Annotated in this window: 17 protein-coding genes and 4 tRNA genes; 8 read left to right on the plus strand and 13 right to left on the minus strand. The window is 62.1% G+C overall.

What is annotated here, in order from left to right:
- The 4 genes from LB552_RS16200 to tuf all read right to left on the minus strand — a co-directional run.
- A partial coding sequence (locus tag LB552_RS16200; RefSeq protein ID WP_224608220.1) for a beta strand repeat-containing protein occupies nt 1-1,733 on the minus strand: 1,733 nt, incomplete at its 3' end.
- A 727-nt stretch (nt 1,734-2,460) separates the two neighbouring features.
- Nucleotides 2,461-2,536, minus strand: a tRNA-Trp gene (locus LB552_RS16205).
- Nucleotides 2,537-2,682: 146 nt separating this feature from the next.
- Nucleotides 2,683-3,168, minus strand: coding sequence for a group II truncated hemoglobin (locus LB552_RS16210; RefSeq protein ID WP_224608223.1), 486 nt, complete (start codon nt 3,166-3,168; stop codon nt 2,683-2,685).
- Between the two features lie 2,017 nt (nt 3,169-5,185).
- Entirely contained in the window at nt 5,186-6,361 is a 1,176-nt protein-coding gene (gene tuf / locus LB552_RS16220; RefSeq protein ID WP_095765516.1) for an elongation factor Tu, read from the minus strand.
- 228 nt (nt 6,362-6,589) lie between these two features.
- Here tuf and LB552_RS16225 point away from each other — a divergent pair, with 228 nt between their 5' ends.
- Nucleotides 6,590-7,477, plus strand: a complete 888-nt coding sequence (locus LB552_RS16225) for a DMT family transporter (RefSeq protein WP_224608229.1) — start codon at nt 6,590-6,592, stop codon at nt 7,475-7,477.
- Between the two features lie 71 nt (nt 7,478-7,548).
- Here LB552_RS16225 and LB552_RS16230 read toward each other — a convergent pair whose 3' ends face one another.
- Nucleotides 7,549-7,806, minus strand: coding sequence for a GlsB/YeaQ/YmgE family stress response membrane protein (locus tag LB552_RS16230; protein WP_040999817.1), 258 nt, complete (start codon nt 7,804-7,806; stop codon nt 7,549-7,551).
- A gap of 130 nt (nt 7,807-7,936) precedes the next feature.
- Here LB552_RS16230 and LB552_RS16235 point away from each other — a divergent pair, with 130 nt between their 5' ends.
- Nucleotides 7,937-8,392, plus strand: a complete 456-nt coding sequence (locus LB552_RS16235) for a YidB family protein (RefSeq protein ID WP_224608232.1) — start codon at nt 7,937-7,939, stop codon at nt 8,390-8,392.
- Nucleotides 8,393-8,463: 71 nt separating this feature from the next.
- On the opposite strand, the gene LB552_RS16240 is transcribed toward LB552_RS16235, so the two are convergent.
- Together LB552_RS16240 and LB552_RS16245 are read right to left on the minus strand one after the other, a co-directional pair.
- Nucleotides 8,464-8,537: transfer RNA gene (locus LB552_RS16240), tRNA-Gly, on the minus strand.
- Between the two features lie 88 nt (nt 8,538-8,625).
- Nucleotides 8,626-8,710: transfer RNA gene (locus LB552_RS16245), tRNA-Tyr, on the minus strand.
- 199 nt (nt 8,711-8,909) lie between these two features.
- Between LB552_RS16245 and LB552_RS16250 the strand changes: the two genes are divergently transcribed.
- A complete protein-coding gene (locus LB552_RS16250) occupies nt 8,910-9,773 on the plus strand; it encodes a TrmH family RNA methyltransferase (RefSeq protein ID WP_224608235.1) in 864 nt (287 codons plus the stop codon).
- 90 nt (nt 9,774-9,863) lie between these two features.
- Here the strand turns inward: LB552_RS16250 and LB552_RS16255 are convergent, their stop codons facing one another.
- The 3 genes from LB552_RS16255 to gcl all read right to left on the minus strand — a co-directional run bounded on the left by LB552_RS16255 (nt 9,864) and on the right by gcl (nt 13,460).
- Nucleotides 9,864-10,748, minus strand: a complete 885-nt coding sequence (locus tag LB552_RS16255; protein ID WP_263481652.1) for a 2-hydroxy-3-oxopropionate reductase — start codon at nt 10,746-10,748, stop codon at nt 9,864-9,866.
- A gap of 106 nt (nt 10,749-10,854) precedes the next feature.
- A complete protein-coding gene (otnI, locus tag LB552_RS16260) occupies nt 10,855-11,652 on the minus strand; it encodes a 2-oxo-tetronate isomerase (RefSeq protein ID WP_224608238.1) in 798 nt (265 codons plus the stop codon).
- Between the two features lie 26 nt (nt 11,653-11,678).
- Nucleotides 11,679-13,460 carry a glyoxylate carboligase gene (gcl, locus tag LB552_RS16265; RefSeq protein WP_224608241.1) on the minus strand — a complete coding sequence of 594 codons (1,782 nt, stop codon included), beginning with the start codon at nt 13,458-13,460 and terminating at the stop codon, nt 11,679-11,681.
- A 203-nt stretch (nt 13,461-13,663) separates the two neighbouring features.
- Between gcl and bhcR the strand changes: the two genes are divergently transcribed.
- The gene (gene bhcR / locus LB552_RS16270; RefSeq protein WP_140698754.1) at nt 13,664-14,485 is read left to right on the plus strand and encodes an HTH-type transcriptional regulator BhcR; all 822 of its coding nucleotides are present in this window, start codon (nt 13,664-13,666) and stop codon (nt 14,483-14,485) included.
- A gap of 101 nt (nt 14,486-14,586) precedes the next feature.
- Here bhcR and LB552_RS16275 read toward each other — a convergent pair whose 3' ends face one another.
- The gene (locus LB552_RS16275) at nt 14,587-14,946 is read right to left on the minus strand and encodes a hypothetical protein (RefSeq protein ID WP_224608244.1); all 360 of its coding nucleotides are present in this window, start codon (nt 14,944-14,946) and stop codon (nt 14,587-14,589) included.
- Nucleotides 14,947-15,136: 190 nt separating this feature from the next.
- On the opposite strand from LB552_RS16275, the gene LB552_RS16280 reads away from it, so the two are divergent.
- Nucleotides 15,137-15,496, plus strand: coding sequence for a hypothetical protein (locus LB552_RS16280; protein WP_224608247.1), 360 nt, complete (start codon nt 15,137-15,139; stop codon nt 15,494-15,496).
- Between the two features lie 115 nt (nt 15,497-15,611).
- Here LB552_RS16280 and LB552_RS16285 read toward each other — a convergent pair whose 3' ends face one another.
- Nucleotides 15,612-15,923 (minus strand): BA14K family protein, encoded by a 312-nt coding sequence (locus LB552_RS16285; RefSeq protein ID WP_095767586.1) that lies wholly within the window; start codon nt 15,921-15,923, stop codon nt 15,612-15,614.
- A 205-nt stretch (nt 15,924-16,128) separates the two neighbouring features.
- The gene (locus LB552_RS16290) at nt 16,129-16,296 is read right to left on the minus strand and encodes a hypothetical protein (protein ID WP_140842871.1); all 168 of its coding nucleotides are present in this window, start codon (nt 16,294-16,296) and stop codon (nt 16,129-16,131) included.
- Nucleotides 16,297-16,446: 150 nt separating this feature from the next.
- Between LB552_RS16290 and LB552_RS16295 the strand changes: the two genes are divergently transcribed.
- The 3 genes from LB552_RS16295 (at nt 16,447) to LB552_RS16305 (ending at nt 18,039) form a co-directional block, all read left to right on the plus strand.
- Nucleotides 16,447-16,522: transfer RNA gene (locus LB552_RS16295), tRNA-Thr, on the plus strand.
- A gap of 171 nt (nt 16,523-16,693) precedes the next feature.
- On the plus strand, nt 16,694-17,212 hold the full coding sequence (locus tag LB552_RS16300) for a hypothetical protein (RefSeq protein ID WP_224608250.1): 519 nt from the start codon (nt 16,694-16,696) through the stop codon (nt 17,210-17,212).
- Nucleotides 17,209-18,039 carry a hypothetical protein gene (locus LB552_RS16305; RefSeq protein WP_224608251.1) on the plus strand — a complete coding sequence of 277 codons (831 nt, stop codon included), beginning with the start codon at nt 17,209-17,211 and terminating at the stop codon, nt 18,037-18,039. Before LB552_RS16300 ends, LB552_RS16305 begins: the two co-directional genes overlap by 4 nt.
- The last annotated feature ends 9 nt before the right edge of the window (nt 18,040-18,048 follow it).

Below are 18,048 nucleotides of genomic sequence, written 5' to 3' on the forward strand. Positions count from 1 at the left end.
GTGTAGGCGTCTGACCGGTCGAAGGCGAGCGTGCCGTTGTTGGTTACATTGCCGGCGATCGAGCCCGACGCGCCGCCGTTGCCGAGCTGCAGGGTGCCCGCCGAAATCGTCGTGCCGCCCGTGTAGGTGTTGTCCGCCGTCAGGATGGTGATGCCGGAGCCGATCTGGGCGACCGCACCGCTGCCCGAGATCAGCCCGGCGAAGGTGTAGGCGTCTGACCGGTCGAAGGCGAGCGTGCCGTTGTTGGTTACATTGCCGGCGATCGAGCCCGACGCGCCGCCATTGCCGAGCTGCAGGGTGCCCGCCAAGATCGTCGTGCCGCCACTCGATACCGCGGCGGCGCTGTTGAGGACCAGCTTGCCGCCGTTGACGGCAAGTGTGTTGGTGGCCAGGCTGCCATCGATTTCGGCCGAACCCGAATTCATGGCGACGCTGTTCATGCCGACGATCGCGTAGGCGGCGCCGTAGGTAAAGCTGTTGCCGGCGCCGAGATCGAAGCTCAAGGCGCTGCTGCCGCCGCCGCTGACGTTGCCGTTGATGACGCCGCCGGTGATGTCCAACACATTGTTGGCAGAGCTCAGGTTGATGTTGCCGTTCACGGTACCAGCCGTGGTGATCGTGGCCGCACCGCCGGTCTGGTTAAGCGCGATGCCCGAGGCTCCGGCATTGACGATGGCGCCAGAGCCGATAGCGATCGTGCCGCCCGCGGCGGCATCGCCATGAATCGCAGCGCCCGTGCCCGAACCGCCGGTCACCGTGCCGCCGGTGACGCTGATATTGTACGTTCCGGTACCCTTGTTGCTGGCGAGGAGGCCGTCGCCGCTGCCGTTCTTCGTGACCGTGCCGCCACCCATGGCGATGCTGGCGGTGGCCGTGGAGGCGGCGTTGTTGACGACGGCGCTGAGGGCCGGGTTGGTACCGCCCTGGACCGTGACCGTACCGCCCGCCATGGTGATGCCGGCGCTGCCCAGTTCCGACTGGCTGAGGATACCCGTACCCGAAGTCGTCGTGACCGTGCCGCCACTGACGGCGACGCTGGCGGCGCCGGACGAGGCGGCGTTGGCGATAATGGCGCGCAGGCCGCCGCCCGTGGCGGAACTGACCGAACCGCCGGTCATGGTGATGGCAGCATTGCCGGTGCCCGCATTCCGGGCAGTCGCGCCATCGCCTGCACCCGTGTTGCTGACCTGTCCGCCATTGAGCGTAACCAGGGCATCGCCGGTGCCGGCGCTATTGGCGATGTTCGCAAAGATCGTGCCTAGGGTGGAGGCGGACGCCGATGTCGCAGACCCGGTATCCATCCGGATGATGGCATTGCCGGCAGTGCCCTGATTCGCGACGTTGATGGCGGCCGCCAAAGGTTGGGTTGTCTGGAGCGATTGGAAACTCAACGCGTTGACGACAAGGTCGTTGACGTTGATTGCACCGCCGAGGAGGTAGACGGCGCCCCCGCCGGTGGTGGTCTTCTGGGCAACCAGACTGGGATTGTTGAGGATTATGGTCAGACCGTTCACGTTGTAGCTGATACCTGGCGAGGGGTAACTGCTCAACGAGCAGGTGACCACGCCGCCGGCTGGCGCGCCGCATTCGTTAGCCGCAGAAGCGCTGCGCGGTACGGACGCCAACATCGCCGTCAGGGCGATCACTGAAGCGGAAGAAAGCGCGGCCCGCGAATTGCAGTTCGGACGGTTCTGCCTCTCCATGCGGACGACGGCGATCCTCGTTGGCAACATGATAGGTCCCTGGATTTTGCTGTGAATTGCGTTTGGTGCCGTGGTCTGGCGAGGAGTCGGCACGACAAGACCTTCATCCGTACAGCTGAGGCGCCATTGTCCTGTCGAGCGCACTTGAAAACCTTCAGCGGCAGGTCAGATTCGGCTCGCTGCCGGCGTCAGCATGGCTTTCAGGGTCGCAGCGGTAGCTGAGAAAAGATTCGCAAAGTGCGCGTAGCTTGCCGCCGCGCCGTTCCATTTCGTCGTGCGCCCGCCGCGCGGACGCCGCCAGCAGTTGCGCCCTCCGCCTGGTCGTGGATCGCCTCGCCGCAGTCCAATCCAGCCATGTGCCCTCAAAAATTTAGGAAGTCATAATGCATCGTGTTCTGATGAATCAGGACCCGATGCGAGAGGAATGCACGGGACGGAGGCGGCGTATTCCAGAAAATTGCGGCGTTTTGCACAAACGTAGGATCGCCTGCCCTTTGGCTTTGCTCTGATCGCCACAACGTTACTCGCAAGCAACAGTTTCTATTTGGTAATCCTAATGCAAGGTTAAGTGCTAAGGACGAAACCTTACATCTTGGGTCCAAGGCGCAACGATCTCGCCACCAGGCGGCAAGGTTAGAGCCTGCGACACGGGCTGGCAGGCGGATGACCGCAAGGGGGCAGACGCGCGGAAGAAATATGCAAGGCTGATTTCGGCGATCGAGAGGGCGGTTGCCAGATGCCTGCCCTCTTGAAGGAATGGCACGGGCAGCAGGGCTCGAACCTACGACCTGCGGTTTTGGAGACCGCCGCTCTACCAACTGAGCTATGCCCGTGCATGCGCTTGTTCGGCGCAGGCGCTTCCTAAAAGCTTCCGTGCGCTCTGTAAAGAGCACTCTGCAGTGGTTTTGAAACGCTTTGCCGGAAATCTGGATTCCATTACCGCCGGCGACCGATCGCGCTCGCCAAACAACCCCCGCGCCTACGACTTGCCGGCCGGCGGCTTGTAAGGCCCGCCCGGCACGCCCCAGCCCCAGGCGGGCATCGGCTCGGTCTCGGGATCGCAGGTCTCGCCCAGATTCGAGTTCATCTTCGCCAGCCGCGATCCCCACTCGACATAACCCATGAAGGCTGAGCGGAACTCGGGGTCATCGGGCAGGCCGACCTCATCCGCCGCGTCGGCAAGGAGACTGATCCAGCGGCGGCGCTGCTCCTCGGTCAGATGCTTGCCGAGATGATGCATCACCATCTCGCGATGGCCGCCATGCTTCTCGCTGTAGGTTTTCGGGCCGCCGAAGACCTCGCCGATGAAGGCGGCGACATGCGGCGGGTGATCCGGCGACATCATCCTGAACACCGGACCGACGACCGGATCCGCCGCCACCTTGTCATAAAAGGTTCGTGTCAGCCGGTTCAGCGCCTCGCTGCCGCCGGCCCATTCGTACAAAGTCGGGATGTCCTCGCTCATCGCCGCTGCTCCCTGTGCATACAGCAAGATAGCGGCAGCGCCCTGCCCCGCTCAACCTGCCTCGATGGCCAGTGCGCAGCTAGAGCATGATCCCGAACCGAAGGTCAGCGAATGCAAAAAGTGGAAACCGGTTTTCGGAGGAGATCATGCTCCAACAAAGAGTTAGATCAGGATGGCGATTCACCGAAACGTCATCCTGATCTACAGCTTCGCCGGCGCCTTCGCCTCGGCATCGGCGGACGGAAGAGCCCGGCAATTGTCCGGCCTGGGTGCGGATCTGCAAATGGTGGCGCCCGTCAGCGCGTCCACCGATTGCGGTCCGGTCGTCAGCCCGAATGTCTTCAGTTCGTCCCGGCTGAGTTCCCTGTGCTTTGCATATTCGGCCGACTGCATGGCGGCGAAAAAGCCCGAGCCGACCGCCATCTCGTCGAGATAGGCCCTGACCTTGTCTTCCATGCCCATGGAATGCACGAGGAAGCGCGCACCGGCGCCAACGAGGCGCCGGACGCCGCCGGCGACCATCACCGCGCAGGCGGCGTCGCATTCGGCGCCGGCATCTATGGTGAGCCCGGCATGGAGACCGTCGGCCGCGACGCACCCCACGGCGCCCGAATCGCAATCGAGAAAATCCGTTCGGGCGACCGCGATATCCAAGCCGTGCTCGCGGATCAGCCTGCCCGCGGCGAGCGCAGCCTGCACATCTCCACCCGGCGAGTTAATTACGACCGGCAACCGGCGCTCACGGATCGTGTCGAGCAGCTGGCGCAGCTTTTCGGCCGTATCTGCGGCGATCGTGCCTTCCGCCGAAATCCATTCCGGACAATCGGGATTGCAGAGCGGGTTGCTGCCGCGAACAAGAACGAAACGCATCTGCTGTTCGTGGGCTTGCGGTGTCGGCGGCGGCGCCGGCGCTGTATAAGAAGGTTCGGCCTCTACTGCCGCGACCGCGACGGGCGCGCCGTTCGCGGGAATCGCGCGACAATTCGCCGGTGCCGGATGGCGCTGGCAAATGGTTCTCTCGGTCAGCAGATCGAGCGAATCGAGGCTGGTCACGAGCTTCATCTCCAGCATGTCATCGGGCTCGATCTGCCTGATGTCGCTGGCAGGTGTGGCCTTCATCACGCCCAGCACGCCCTGCTCGACGCCCATCTCCTTCAAATAGGCCGACAGCCGCTTCTCGATCGCCTTGCTCATCTCATAGGTCTTGTAGCTGCCGGCATTCTTGCGGCTGACGATCTTGGTGCCGATGATCTTCTTCTTGCCGTTCACAACCCGGTAGGTGGTGCGGTAGAGCAGTTTTTCGCGCTGGTAGGTGGTGGTGATCTGATGGACGCCGAGATAGGCCCATTCGCCGACGACGCGGTGGATGCCGCCGGCAAACATCAGCGGACAGGCCGAATTGCACATCGCACCGCTGTCGTAAGCGACGCCGGAATAGGGCTGACCCTTGCCGTCATTGTCCCGGCAATTTTTCGTCCCCGGCGAGCAGCCGGAAAATTCCGTGATGCCGACCGCGATATCGAGCTTGTTCTTGCGGACCATGCGGCCAAGCTGCAGCGCGGCATCGACATTGCCGCCGGGAGAATTGACGACGATGGGCAATTGCCGCCCGCCGAGCGTCTTCAGCAGGCGTTTGAGCAGCAGCGGCGTGCCGGCCTCGATCGTGCCTTCGGCAGAAATCCATTCCGGGCAGTTCGGCTCGCAGCCCGGCGCGCTGCTGCGCACCACGACGAAGCGCATGGTCGGACCGTAGTCCGGCGGCTCTTCCTTTGCGCCGGCGCCGAAGGCGGCCAGCCCCATCGCGGCGGCCAATCCCAGCCGAAGCAGCCCGCGCCAACACCGCATGGTCTTTGAATGGAATGTGGAAACCACGTCTGGCAAGCCCCTCGGTGCAACCATACTAGTTGCGGCGCCGGTGGTTGCAACAGAATTGAAAAGGGCCTGGCAGCACTGCTTCAAACAAAAGGGCGGCCCGAAGACCGCCCTTTCCTTGTCGAACCGGCAGTGGCCGGATCGATTACTCTTTGATGGTGACGACGATGCCGGCACCGACGGTGCGGCCGCCTTCACGGATGGCGAAGCGCAGCTTCTCTTCCATCGCGATCGGCACGATCAGCTCGACGTCGACGGTGATGTTGTCGCCGGGCATCACCATCTCGGTGCCGGCCGGCAGCGTCACGATGCCCGTCACGTCCGTCGTGCGGAAGTAGAACTGCGGACGGTAGTTGGTGAAGAACGGCGTGTGACGGCCGCCCTCGTCCTTGGTCAGGATGTAGGCTTCGGCCACGAACTTCTTGTGCGGCTTGACCGTGCCGGGCTTGGCCAGAACCTGGCCGCGCTCCACACCTTCACGGTCGACGCCGCGCAGCAGCGCGCCGATGTTGTCGCCGGCCTGGCCCTGGTCGAGCAGCTTGCGGAACATCTCAACGCCCGTGCAGGTCGTCTTGGTGGTCGGACGGATGCCGACGATCTCCAGCTCCTCGCCGACCTTGACCACGCCGCGCTCGACGCGGCCGGTCACAACCGTGCCGCGGCCCGAGATCGAGAACACGTCCTCGATCGGCATCAGGAACGGCTTGTCCAGCGGACGAACCGGCGTCGGGATATAGGCGTCGACCTGCGCCATCAGCTCGCGGATGGCGTCCTCGCCGATGGTCTTGTTGGAATCTTCCAACGCAGCCAGCGCCGAACCCTTGACGATCGGAATGTCGTCGCCGGGGAACTCGTTCTTCGACAGAAGCTCGCGAACCTCGAGCTCGACCAGCTCCAGCAACTCGGCGTCGTCGACCTGGTCGACCTTGTTCAGGAACACCACGATCGAGGGAACGCCGACCTGGCGGGCAAGCAGGATGTGCTCGCGGGTCTGCGGCATCGGGCCGTCGGCGGCCGAAACCACCAGGATCGCGCCGTCCATCTGCGCCGCACCCGTGATCATGTTCTTCACATAGTCGGCGTGGCCGGGGCAGTCGACATGGGCATAGTGACGGTTGGCCGTCTCATACTCGACATGCGCCGTCGAGATCGTGATGCCGCGCGCCTTCTCTTCAGGTGCCGCGTCAATCTGGTCATAGCGCTTGTATTCGCCAAAATACTTCGTGATCGCCGCCGTCAGCGACGTCTTGCCATGATCGACGTGACCGATCGTGCCAATGTTCACATGCGGCTTGGTGCGCTCGAATTTACCTTTTGCCATAGTCTCTTTCCTTGGACGGCCTTGACCTTCAGTTCAGTCGAATGCGGGGCGATTAGCGACAACGGCTGAAAAACACAAGTACCTTGTGGCTGAGCGGATTCTTGCTCGACCCGAACCAATGGTCGATTTCGGTGGGATATGGCGCGGATATAGGGCTGCCGCGTGTAAAATCAAAGGCTCCGGGCTGGCCCATTGCCGCCACGACGCCGCTCTGATCTTGTTCGCCGGATGCAGTTCATTCCATCCAATATCCGCGGCCCGCTGTTCATGATCGTCTCGACGGGGTCCTACCTCGTCAACGACACGATGATGAAGCTCGCCACCGTCGGATTGCCGCCCTATGAAGTTCTCCTGCTGCGGGGTGCTGCCGCCACGCTGTGGGGCGTGCCGCTGCTTCTGATGCTGGGCTATGCCAGGCAGATCCCCCTGCTCTTCGAACGCAAGGTGCTGCGCCGCAACTTGTTCGAGCTGCTGGCGATCCTGTGTTACGTCGTCGCTTTAGCCAACATGCAGATCGCGGATTCCACCGCGCTCGGGCAAGTCACGCCGCTCATCGTGCTGGTCGGCTCCTCGATGCTGTTCGGCGAAAAGATCGGCGCCACGCGCATGGCGCTGATCGGCCTTGGCTTTGTCGGGGCGCTCATGGTGGCGCGGCCGACCATGCAGGGCATTTCGGTTTATGCGCTGCTGGCGCTCGGCAACGCCGCCTTCGCGGCGGTGCGCGACCTTGCCGGGCGCAAGGTGGGCGCCGAAGTGCCGGGCATGATCGTCGCCATCTCCGCGGTCGTGGTGGTGCTGGCCGGCTCAGGCGCGGCGCATCTCGTCTCCGAACAATGGGTAATGCCCGAAGGACATCATCTGCTCCTGATCGCCGGAGCCGGCCTGTTCCTGATCTTCGGCCATTTCTTCATCTTCATGGCCTACCGGGTCGGGCCGACAAGCGCGGTCGCGCCCTTTTATTACTGCTTCACCGCCTGGGCGGTGATCTCGGGTCTGCTGGTGTTCGGACAATTTCCTAACGCGCTCGCGGTCTGCGGCATCCTGCTGGTGCTAGCCAGCGGTCTCGCCATCGTCTCGCTCGACGAAAGAAAACGGCGGCTGGCCATGGTCGCCTGACGGCGCGCCTCCAGCCTGGGTCGACCCGGTCGGGCCGACCTTCAACAGCCTACTGGCTGTTCCCTGGCCTTCTACAGCGTGCGCTTGCCCGAAAACTGGTGATAGGCCCAGAGCACGACGACCGAGCCGATGACGGCCACGATCAGGCTCCAGATGTTGAGACCGGTGACACCCGCCGAGCCGAAGGCGCTGAAGATCAGCCCGCCAACGATGGCGCCGACAATGCCGAGCACGATATCCATGATCATGCCCTGGCCTGTCTTGTTGACGATCTTGCTGCCGATGAACCCGGCGATAAGGCCGAGAATGATCCAGCTGATGATGCCCATAATTCCCTCCAAAATTCCCCCGCCGCGCCATCATGGTCACATGATTGTCAAAAGCTCAAGTCAGCTTGAAATTCCGCCCGTTTGCGCCATTCTGGGGCCGGGCGGACTTGGCTGGACAAGGAGATCCGTTATGGGCCTTTTCGACAATGCCGTTCCGGGCGGCAACATCACCAAACCCCTGATGATCGCGCTCGGCGCGCTTCTGGTCGGCAAGATGCTGAGCGGCAGAAGCGAAGAGGCGGCCGCGCCGCAGGCGCCGACGCCAACGCCCGCGGGAACCGACGCGTCCGCCGATGGTGGCCTGCTCGGCGGTCTCGGCGGCCTGCTCGACAAGCTCAAGAACGCCGGCCACGGCAATGTCGCCGACTCCTGGGTCGGCACCGGCCAGAACCAACCGATCAACCCGGGTGATCTCGGCTCGGCGCTCGGGCCCTCGGTGATCCGCGAGATCGCGCAGCGCACCGGGATGAACGAGCAGGAATTGCTGCAGCAGCTCTCCACGGCGCTGCCCGGGATCGTCGACAAGCTGACGCCGAACGGCCAGATCCCGCAGCACCATCAGGTCGCTTCGGCCTTCAACAGCTAGGGAAATGGCCTGCTAGCACGCCGCGTGCCACGGCGCGCGGCGTTTCATTTGAGGATTCGCGGGAAGCAATCTGGAGCGGGTAGCGGGAATCGAACCCGCATATTCAGCTTGGAAGGCTGCTGCTCTACCACTGAGCTATACCCGCGCCTTGCACTGAGGTACCGGATTCCCCCGAAAAGCGCCATGCAATTTTCGGTCCGAGACTTTTCGTTTCAGGGCTTCCGGGCCGGCAGTGGTGGAGAGGGTTGGATTCGAACCAACGTAGGCTAAGCCAACGGATTTACAGTCCGTCCCCTTTAACCACTCGGGCACCTCTCCAGTCTGCCGCCGGAGCCATGCAACGAGGCATTTCCGCCGATCCGGAGCCCGAGTAAGATCTTCTCCGAAATCAGCGAAGCGCCTTATGGCGGCAAGGCCGGTGGGTGTCAACCGGCGCCGCAAGGGTTTTTCGAGGATGTTCGGCATTCATTTGGCCAGCCCATATCCTTAGCCGGACGGGACGGCTATAGAGGCCGGCATGAGCGACGATAAAAGCAACAAGTCCGGCACGCGCAAGGACACCCACTACGCCAAGCTGAGGCGCGCGCATCGCGACCAGAAGGCGGGCGGCGCGCCGGCATTCCGGCCGCGTCAGCCGGTGCCACCGGGCGAGGCTGCCGCCGACGGGCTGGTGCGGCTTTACGGCCTGCATACCGTGCGGGCCGCGCTCGACAATCCGCGGCGCAAGATCAGGACGATGCTGGTGACGCGCAACGCCGCCGAGCGGCTTTCGATCGGCGAACTTGCCGCCCTGCCCTTCAAGTCCGAGCTTGTCGAGCCGAAGGACATCGACAGGATCACCGGGTCCGATGCCGTGCATCAAGGCGTGCTGATCGAGGCCGAGCCGCTCAAGCCGAAGCGTCTCGACGCGCTTGGCGACACAACGCTGGTGCTGGTGCTCGACCAAGTGACCGACCCGCACAATGTCGGCGCGATCCTGCGCTCCGCGGTTGCCTTCGGCGCCGGCGCGCTGATCACGACTGCCCGTCACAGCCCGCAGGAATCGGGCGTGCTGGCGAAATCCGCTTCCGGCGCGCTCGAGCATATCGACCAGATCGAGGTGAAGAACCTCGCCGATGCGCTGGGACAGCTGCACGAGGCCGGTTTCCAGACCATCGGGCTCGATTCCGAAGGGCCGGCCGAACTGGAGAAAACCTTCGCCGGCGAGAGGATCGCGCTGGTGCTGGGCGCGGAAGGCAAGGGCCTGCGCCAGAAAACGCGCGAGACGGTGACGGCATTGGCCCGCCTCGACATGCCCGGCGCCATCCACTCGCTCAACGTTTCGAACGCGGCGGCGGTGAGCCTTTATGCGGCGAGGAAGTTCCTAGCGAGTAGCGAGTAGTGAGTAGTGAGTAGTGAGTAGTGAGTAGTGAGTAGTGAGTAGGCTTGGACACGAATTCCCTACTGACTACTCACTAATTCCTACTCACTCCTATCCTACCTCATGCCCCGCCATCCGCTCCAGCGCCCTGACCAGCGCGGAGTGATCCTCCTTGGCGCCGCCATTGGCGGCGCAGGAATTGAAGAGCTGCTGCGTGGTCGAGGTGTTGGGCAGCGACACGCCGAGCGCCTTGGCGCCTTCCAGCGCCAGGTTGAGGTCCTTCTGGTGCAGTTCGATGCGGAAACCGGGCGCGAAGGTGCGCTTGATCATGCGCTCGCCATGCACTTCGAGGATGCGCGAGGCGGCGAGCCCGCCCATCAGCGCCTGCCTGACCTTGGCCGGATCGGCGCCCGCCTTCGAGGCGAAGACCAGCGCTTCGCCGACGGCTTCGATGGTCAGCGCCACGACGATCTGGTTGGCGACCTTGGTGGTCTGGCCGACCCCGTTCGGGCCGACCAGCGTGATGTTCTTGCCGATCTTCTCGAACACCGGCCTGGCGCGTTCGAACGACTTCTCCTCACCGCCGACCATGATGGTGAGCGAGGCCGCCTTGGCACCAACCTCGCCGCCCGACACCGGCGCGTCAAGATAGTCGCAGCCGAGATCGTTGATCTTCTTGGCGAATTCCTTGGTGGCGATCGGCGAGATCGAGCTCATGTCGATGACGAGCTTGCCCTCGGTCAAGCCGGAGGCGACGCCGTTTTCGCCGAAGAGAACGTCGGCGACCTGCGGCGTGTCGGGCACCATGGTGATGATGATGTCGGCAGCCCCGGCAACAGCGTCGTGGCCGGAAACGGTCTTCAGGCCCCTAGCGAGGAGGTCGGCGGGCGGCTTGGAGCGATGGTCGCTGGCGACGACCTTGTAGCCGGCATCGAGCAGATGCCCCGCCATCGGCGCGCCCATGATGCCGAGGCCGATGAAACCGATGGTGTCCATGTTATTCTCCGTCGTAGTTGTCGAGGTCGCGTTCCTTCGCGCCCCCCTCTGGCCTGCCGGCCATCTCCCCCACAGGTGGGGAGATTGGCAGCTTCGCCGCAGGCTCTTAAGCCGCCGCGCTCCCCTGCCCGGCGAACTCGCGGAACCAGCCGAGCCCGGCTTCGGTGCCTGCTTTCGGCTTGTATTCGGCGCCGATCCAGCCGGAATAGCCGAGGCGGTCGATATGGTCATAGAGGAAGGGATAGTTGATCTCGCCCGTCCCCGGCTCGTGACGGCCGGGATTGTCCGCAAGCTGGATATGCGCGATGCGGCCGAGGTTGGCCTCGATGGTACGGGCGAGATCCCCCTCCATGATCTGCATGTGATAGATGTCGTATTGCAGGAACAGGTTCTTCGAGCCGACGCGGTCGATCAGCGCCAGCGCCTGGTTGGAATAGTTCAGGAAGAAGCCGGGGATATCACGGGTGTTGATGGGCTCGATCAAGAGCCTGATGCCGGCCTGCTCCAGCTTCTCGGCCGCGAAGGCGAGGTTTTCGGCAAAGACGTTCTCCAGCACCGTACGGTCGGCGCCCTGCGGCGCGATGCCGGCAAGACAGTTGACCTGCTCGCAGCCCAGCGCATGGGCGTAGGTGATCGCCTTGGCGACGCCCTGGCGGAATTCCGGCACGCGGTCCGGCAGCACGGCAATCCCGCGTTCACCCTTCGCCCAGTCGCCGGCCGGCAGATTGAACAGAACCTGTGTCAGGCCGTTCTTCTTCAGCCGCGCCGCCACGACATCCGGGGCATGCTCATACGGGCCGATATATTCGACGCCCTTGAAGCCCGCGCGGGCAGCGGCATCGAAACGGTCAAGGAACTCGTGCTCGCCGAAGAGCATCGAAAGATTGGCTGAAAAACGCGGCATTCTTTTTCTCCTTCGTCCGCCTGAACTCAATCCAACATCATGATGGCCGTCGGCGCATCCTCATTGCGCTCGGCAAGCTCCTCGAATTCGGTGACCTTGTCGATTTCCGTGCCCATGGAAATGTTGGTGACGCGCTCGAGGATGAATTCCAGCACCACTGGGACCTGGTGCTCCTTCATCAGCCGCTGCGCCTCCTTGAAGGCGCCGGCGAATTCCTCAGGCTTCTTCACGCGGACCGCCTTGCAGCCCATCGCCTCCGCCACCGCGACATGATCGACGCCGTAGCCCGCCTCCGGATCGCCTGCACGGTTGACGTTCTCGAAGGCGAGGCTCACCTCATAATCCATCGAGAAGCCGCGCTGCGCCTGGCGTATCAGGCCGAGATAGGCGTTGTTCACGACGACGTGGATGTAAGGCAGCTTGTGCTGGGCGCCGACGGCCAGCTCCTCGATCATGAACTGGAAATCATAGTCGCCGGAAAGCGCGACGATGTCGCGATCCGGGTCGGCGGCGCGCACGCCGAGTGCTGCCGGCAGCGTCCAGCCGAGCGGGCCGGCCTGGCCGCAGTTGATCCAGTTGCGCGGCTTGTAGACATGCAGGAACTGCGCGCCGGCGATCTGCGACAGGCCGATCGTGGTGACATAGGTGGTGTCGCGGGCAAACGCCTTGTTCATCTCCTCATAGACGCGTTGCGGCTTCAGCGGCACCTGCTCGAAATGCGTCTTGCGCTTCATGGTCTTCTTGCGCTGCTGGCACTCCTTCGCCCAGCCCGACCAGTCGCGCAGCTTGCCGGCCGTGCGCCATTCGGTGGCGACGTCGAGCAGGATCTTCAGCGCGGCACCCGCGTCCGAGACGAGGCCTAGATCCGGCGCGAAGACGCGGCCGATCTGCGTCGGCTCGATGTCGACATGGATAAATTTTTTCCCCTTGGTGTAGACGTCGACCGAGCCGGTGTGGCGGTTGGCCCAGCGGTTGCCGATGCCGAAGACGAAGTCCGCCTCAAGCATCGTCGCATTGCCGTAGCGGTGCGAGGTCTGCAGGCCGCACATGCCGGCCATCAGCCGGTGGTCGTCGGGGATCGCGCCCCAGCCCATCAGCGTCGGGATGACCGGCACGCCGGTGACTTCCGCGAACTCGATCAAAAGATCGGAAGCGTCGGCGTTGATGATGCCGCCGCCGGCGACGATCAGCGGCTTTTCAGCCTCGTTGAGCATCGCCAGCGCCTTCTCGGCCTGGGCACGCGTTATCGCCGGCTTGAAGGCAGCGAGCGGCTCATAGGCGTCGATGTCGAATTCGATCTCGGCAAGCTGCACGTCGACCGGCAGGTCGACCAGAACCGGCCCGGGCCGCGAGGAGCGCATCAGATGGAAGGCCTTCTGCAGCGTCATCGGCACCAGATAGGGCTCCATGACAGTGACGGCCCATTTGGCGACCGGTGCTGCGATCGAGGCGATGTCGACGGCCTGGAAATCCTCCTTGTTGAGGCGCGCGCGTGGAGCTTGACCAGTTATGCATAAGATCGGAATCGAATCCGCCGAGGCCGAATAGAGGCCGGTGATCATGTCGGTGCCGGCCGGACCTGACGTGCCGATGCAGAGCCCAATATTGCCGGCCTTGGCCCGCGTATAACCTTCTGCCATGTGCGAGGCGCCTTCGACATGGCGCGCCAGCACATGGCGGATGGTGCCGCGCGCCTTCAGCGCCGAATAGAGCGGGTTGATCGCCGCGCCCGGCACGCCGAAGGCATTGGTGATGCCTTCCTTTTCGAGAACGAGAACCGCAGCGTCGACAGCGCGCATCCTGGCCATGGCAAGCCTCCATTTCGTTGGTTGGCTTGAGAATGCCAGTGTGCGTTCGATTTTTCAATTTTTTCAGAATATTTTTTCATTTCCAGAAAACCGCTGTTATTGGCTGATTTCACTTCACTTTTCCTTTTCCAAAAAATCGCTCCAGGCCACTACTGAAAAACTTTTTCATTGCATGCGTCGTCAAATCGGCGAGAATGGCCGGTATGGAAACGACGGAAAAACGCCAGCGCGGCCGGCCCCGCGCCTTCAACGGCCCGTCCGAAGCGGCCTCGGTGCAGTCGCTCGACCGGGCGCTGCGGATCCTGGCCATCGTCGCCGAGGCTAGCGGGCTGTCGCTCAGCGAGATCGCGGCGCAAAGCGGCATTGCCGCCTCGACAGCCTATCGCATGCTGACGACGCTGGAAAACCACGGCATGGTCGAGTTCGATACGACCGACCAGCTCTGGTCGGTCGGCGTGGAGACCTACCGCATGGGCGCTGCCTTCCTGCGTCGCCGCAAGCTCGTCGACCGTGCCCGCATCGTCATGCAGGAATTGATGGAAAAGACCGGCGAGACCGCCAATCTCGGCGTCGCCGAGGACGATTGCGTCGTCTTCGTCAGCCAGGTCGAGACGCACCAGGCGATCCGCGCCTTTTTCCGGCCGGGCACGCGCAGCCCGTTCCATGCTTCCGGCATCGGCAAGGCGGTGCTGGCGCATCTCGAGCCCGAACGGGTCGCCGCCATCTTGCGCAAGGCGGGCCTGCAGCGCTACACGGACAAGACGCTTTCCGACATCTCGGCGCTTGCCCATGATCTGGCCGTTATCAAGCATCGCGGCTGGTCGGTCGACGACGAGGAGCGCCACCCCGGCATGCGCTGCGTGGCCGCCGCCATCTTCAACGAGTTCGGCGAGCCGCTCGGCGGCGTTTCGGTGTCCGGACCGACGGTGCGGGTGACGCCCGAGCGGCTAGCCGAGATCGGTCCGCTGGTGCGCGACGCCGCGGTCGAGGTGACGAAGATGATCGGCGGCGTGAAAGCCTACTAGAGCGTTTCACCGTTTCATGGAAACGGCGAACCGCTTTAGCTCTTTGTTTTTACGCAATTCCGAACGGAAAAGCGCACACACTTTTCCTGGAATTGCTCCAACTAAGACGCGCCTGGCAATGCGCTCTTTGCCGATATGTCGAAGAAATCGAGCAGGATCGCCAGCGCGACGCCACAGGCCGCGAAAATGAGGCCGGCGAGGAATATCCGACTGGCGCGGTCATGAATGCTTCGCTGCAAGGATTTGATGTCGAGCAGAATGGCCAGCGCCCGGATCTGCAGCGCAATGCCGACCAGGATCGGCAGGACGGCAATCAGATGGTAGGTCTGCCATGGGATGGGGTTGGCCGCCCAATGGGTGATGAAGCCTAGCGAGAACGCCAGCAGGATGCCGACGATTGTGATGGTGCCGTTGCGGAAAACCGGTTCGACCCGTTCTTCCTTGGGATCCTGATTGTCCAAGCGACCCTCCCCTCGATTGCCGTCAAAGCCAGACTAAACGCTTGCAAAATCGCTGTACATCTTTGGTTGCGCAGCAGGAACCGACCGGACGCCGGACTCGACCGTCTTGCCGCGGCGTCAGGATGCATGCCAAAGGGCACGGATGCGGAAAACAGCTTATCTTCTATGCGCCGCTTCGCTTTGCGGATGCGTGGCGGCGAAACCGCCGCCGGGCGAGGCCATCGGCAACCCACTGGTCGATCCCATTCCGATCTCGCTCGCTCTGGAGGAGATCATTACCGCCGGCGTCCGCCAACATCTGAAGAACCCCATCGCTGCCAGATTCGGAACGATGCTCGCCGGAGAACGCACGTTGAACGGCCGCCACGAAGTGGTGGCGTGCGGCTATGTCGACGACAAGGGCTCTCCCGGCGGCAGCGAGCCATTCATCGGCAAGATCTATCCCGATGCCGGAAACAGCTTTGAACTGGTTGCGAAAAATGACGTTTCGGTCATCGGCGCCTGCAAGGCGGCGGGATTGGCAATGCCGGAGCTGAAGCCCAATTCCTGACTTTGCTGGAGGCGGAAACGGAGTCCGCTCCAAATCAAGCCAATCAGGCGGATGCTCAACGCAAGAAAAGGGGCTGCGCGCAGCCCCTCTTTCCAGCCGTTTGTTCAGCTCCCGCCTAGAGCCTGCAATAACGCGGGCCGTCGTAGCTCATATAGGTGTCGGTGCGCTCGTCGTAGCTGGCGTAGCGCGCGTAGCAGCGGCGGACGTGGATCGAGTCGTAGCCGTCATCTTCGACATAGACGCTGCGGGGCTGCTGCTGGGCAAGCAGGCTGCCGAGAACGAAACCGCCGACGCCGGCGGCGATGCCGATGCCGAGCTCGCGGCGGTGATGATGGTCGTGGGCGGCCGAAGGCTGGACGGTGCCGACGAGCGAGCCGGCGGCGACGGTGGTGGCGATGAGGCCGGAAACGATGGTGCGCTTGAACATGACGATCTCCTGTTTCGGTGGAGAGGCGAACCATCCGCCTCTTGATCGTCTGTCGCTGCGGCCCGGAAAAAGGTTCGAAAAATTTTCGCGATTTTTTTCGCCCGGATTGAGCGAACAGGGAACAGCGAATAGCGAGTAGGGAAAGCGGGGATTTGCTGAATGCAAATCCCCTATTCGCTACTCACTATTCGCTACTCGCTCTCTTTCACCCCATCCCCGTGACATGCCTCAGCCAGAAGGCCAGCACGATGAAGCCGATGAAGGTGGCGACGCCGGTCCAGTCGATGTTGGCCTTCTTCAGATCGCTGATGACCTTCACCAGCAGAAGCCAGGTCACGACGATGAGCGGCAGGATGATGACGAATCTGATCATGCGGCACCCGTTCGATGCGATTGCACCCGACAAAGATGTAGGAAGCGGCGCAGCGCTTTTCAGCATGCCGACCAAGCCACGCGGTCCATGGGGAACCCGAAACGGAGTTTTGTCTTTACTGGCGCACGAAATGTGCTACCGGAGCGCCGTGCCCTTGTAGCTCAGCTGGTAGAGCAGCGGTTTTGTAAACCGAAGGTCGCGGGTTCGATCCCTGCCGGGGGCACCACTAGCACCAATACTTTAGCTAAAATCAGCATCTTGCCAGTTTGGTGACACTGTGAAGAAATGTGATTCGCGCCGAGCGCGCTCATAGACAGGTGTCCGGCGCCAATTGCGGTACCAATTCTTTCCTGCGATTGTCTATCCACGGATTTTGCCTTAGGGATGAAGAGTAGGGATGGACGCGACTGCCGCAGACTTGCTCAATCTTGGAGTCGCTACTGTTGCGCTGATCGTTTCAGCGGTGGCCTTCGGCTTCTCGATCTTTTTTTGGTATCGTCAATTCCGCCCGATTGTAACAGCGATGGTTAAAACCCATTCCGGGGGCAACATGGGTATCGCTTACGACCTTGTCGTCCTCAATTCAGGTTCGATACCGGCTCGTGATGTTTGGCTAGAGGTAGCCGACAGTGGGGCTCTCGACGCAGCATTCGGATCAGGCGCTGACGACGACAACAAGAAGGACTGGCTTTTATGCTTCAATGCAAAGGACATGATCCCAGTCTTGCACAACGGCGCGCAGGTCTCGTGTTCGTTCGGGCATACAAAATCAGCAGATCGAGGCTTCTGGAAGGCTGGAGCCGAGTTTCCCATTCGAATTCACTACCGAGGATGGTTTGGGAAAAGTTATTTCGGTGAGCCCCACATGTTGCGGATCGTCGACACCGACTCGTTCACGGGGTTCATGTGGGGATGAAAAGACCTATCGTCCTAAAAAATGCTGTTGTCGAATTGGCATCCGTTGGCATTTTCGGAGCGATGGTTGGCGCCGCTATCATGCTCTTTTTGGCAGACAAGGTAGTGTCCGTCAGCGAATCCGCGACGCTTGCAAGTGGCTTCGGTGGGGCGGTCCTCGGATCTGGCATAAGCGCCTTTGTGTCGTTTGTGCTTGCACGACAAACATCGCGCGAGGCCCTGGAAAGAAATGAAAGCGCTCGACTAGCTGAGCAGGAGGCAAGCGCCCTGCGGTTAATGGTGAAAGCTTCATTAGTCCTTAGCGACATAACCGCCATTCAAAAGGTCATCGATCAATCACTATCCGAGGCGAACGATCGCGGATTGACCTCAGAACCTTTTTGGAAGCGAGTTCTGCCAATCGTTGGCAGTTACCAAATTTACGACGTGGATGCTGCTGAACTCACGCCTTTGATCGCCGCCAAGAACAATGAACTGATGCACAACGCGGTAACGCTGTTCATGCAACACCGAAACTTGGTTGAGTCAGTGAAAGTGTACTCTGAGAAGCGAGAATTGGTTAAAAGCATCGTCACTAGACATAAGGTCGAAGAAGGCGGCGTTATCACTTCTGGCGTTACAGAAGAAGAACTGTCGCGGTTAACCCCATTGGCAGTTGAACTTGAGAGTTTAATCATAGGTATCCGAGAAATGTTGCCCGACCTGACCCAAATAGCCGAGGCGGTAACGTTTGGGACAGGCCCAGCCATGCGCAAGTTTTTCGGTAACGGTCAGTTTCCGATCTTTGCGCCACGGGACGTCCGCCCGGCGACAACCCCAGCCGCCTAGTAGCCGAGC

Source organism: Mesorhizobium sp. CA7, assembly GCF_020165015.1.
Lineage (GTDB): Bacteria > Pseudomonadota > Alphaproteobacteria > Rhizobiales > Rhizobiaceae > Mesorhizobium.

What these genes read in the sequence shown, in the direction of transcription:
- LB552_RS16210 (WP_224608223.1), bottom strand. Translation starts at nt 3,168, where the DNA reads ATGAGCGAGGACATCCCGACTTTGTACGAATGGGCCGGCGGCAGCGAG.
- LB552_RS16290 (WP_140842871.1), bottom strand. Translation starts at nt 16,296, where the DNA reads ATGATCAGATTCGTCATCATCCTGCCGCTCATCGTCGTGACCTGGCTT.
- LB552_RS16305 (WP_224608251.1), top strand. Translation starts at nt 17,209, where the DNA reads ATGAAAAGACCTATCGTCCTAAAAAATGCTGTTGTCGAATTGGCATCC.
- tuf (WP_095765516.1), bottom strand. Translation starts at nt 6,361, where the DNA reads ATGGCAAAAGGTAAATTCGAGCGCACCAAGCCGCATGTGAACATTGGC.
- LB552_RS16300 (WP_224608250.1), top strand. Translation starts at nt 16,694, where the DNA reads ATGGACGCGACTGCCGCAGACTTGCTCAATCTTGGAGTCGCTACTGTT.
- gcl (WP_224608241.1), bottom strand. Translation starts at nt 13,460, where the DNA reads ATGGCCAGGATGCGCGCTGTCGACGCTGCGGTTCTCGTTCTCGAAAAG.
- LB552_RS16255 (WP_263481652.1), bottom strand. Translation starts at nt 10,748, where the DNA reads ATGGACACCATCGGTTTCATCGGCCTCGGCATCATGGGCGCGCCGATG.
- LB552_RS16225 (WP_224608229.1), top strand. Translation starts at nt 6,590, where the DNA reads ATGCAGTTCATTCCATCCAATATCCGCGGCCCGCTGTTCATGATCGTC.
- LB552_RS16285 (WP_095767586.1), bottom strand. Translation starts at nt 15,923, where the DNA reads ATGTTCAAGCGCACCATCGTTTCCGGCCTCATCGCCACCACCGTCGCC.
- otnI (WP_224608238.1), bottom strand. Translation starts at nt 11,652, where the DNA reads ATGCCGCGTTTTTCAGCCAATCTTTCGATGCTCTTCGGCGAGCACGAG.
- LB552_RS16230 (WP_040999817.1), bottom strand. Translation starts at nt 7,806, where the DNA reads ATGGGCATCATCAGCTGGATCATTCTCGGCCTTATCGCCGGGTTCATC.
- bhcR (WP_140698754.1), top strand. Translation starts at nt 13,664, where the DNA reads ATGGAAACGACGGAAAAACGCCAGCGCGGCCGGCCCCGCGCCTTCAAC.
- LB552_RS16250 (WP_224608235.1), top strand. Translation starts at nt 8,910, where the DNA reads ATGAGCGACGATAAAAGCAACAAGTCCGGCACGCGCAAGGACACCCAC.
- LB552_RS16235 (WP_224608232.1), top strand. Translation starts at nt 7,937, where the DNA reads ATGGGCCTTTTCGACAATGCCGTTCCGGGCGGCAACATCACCAAACCC.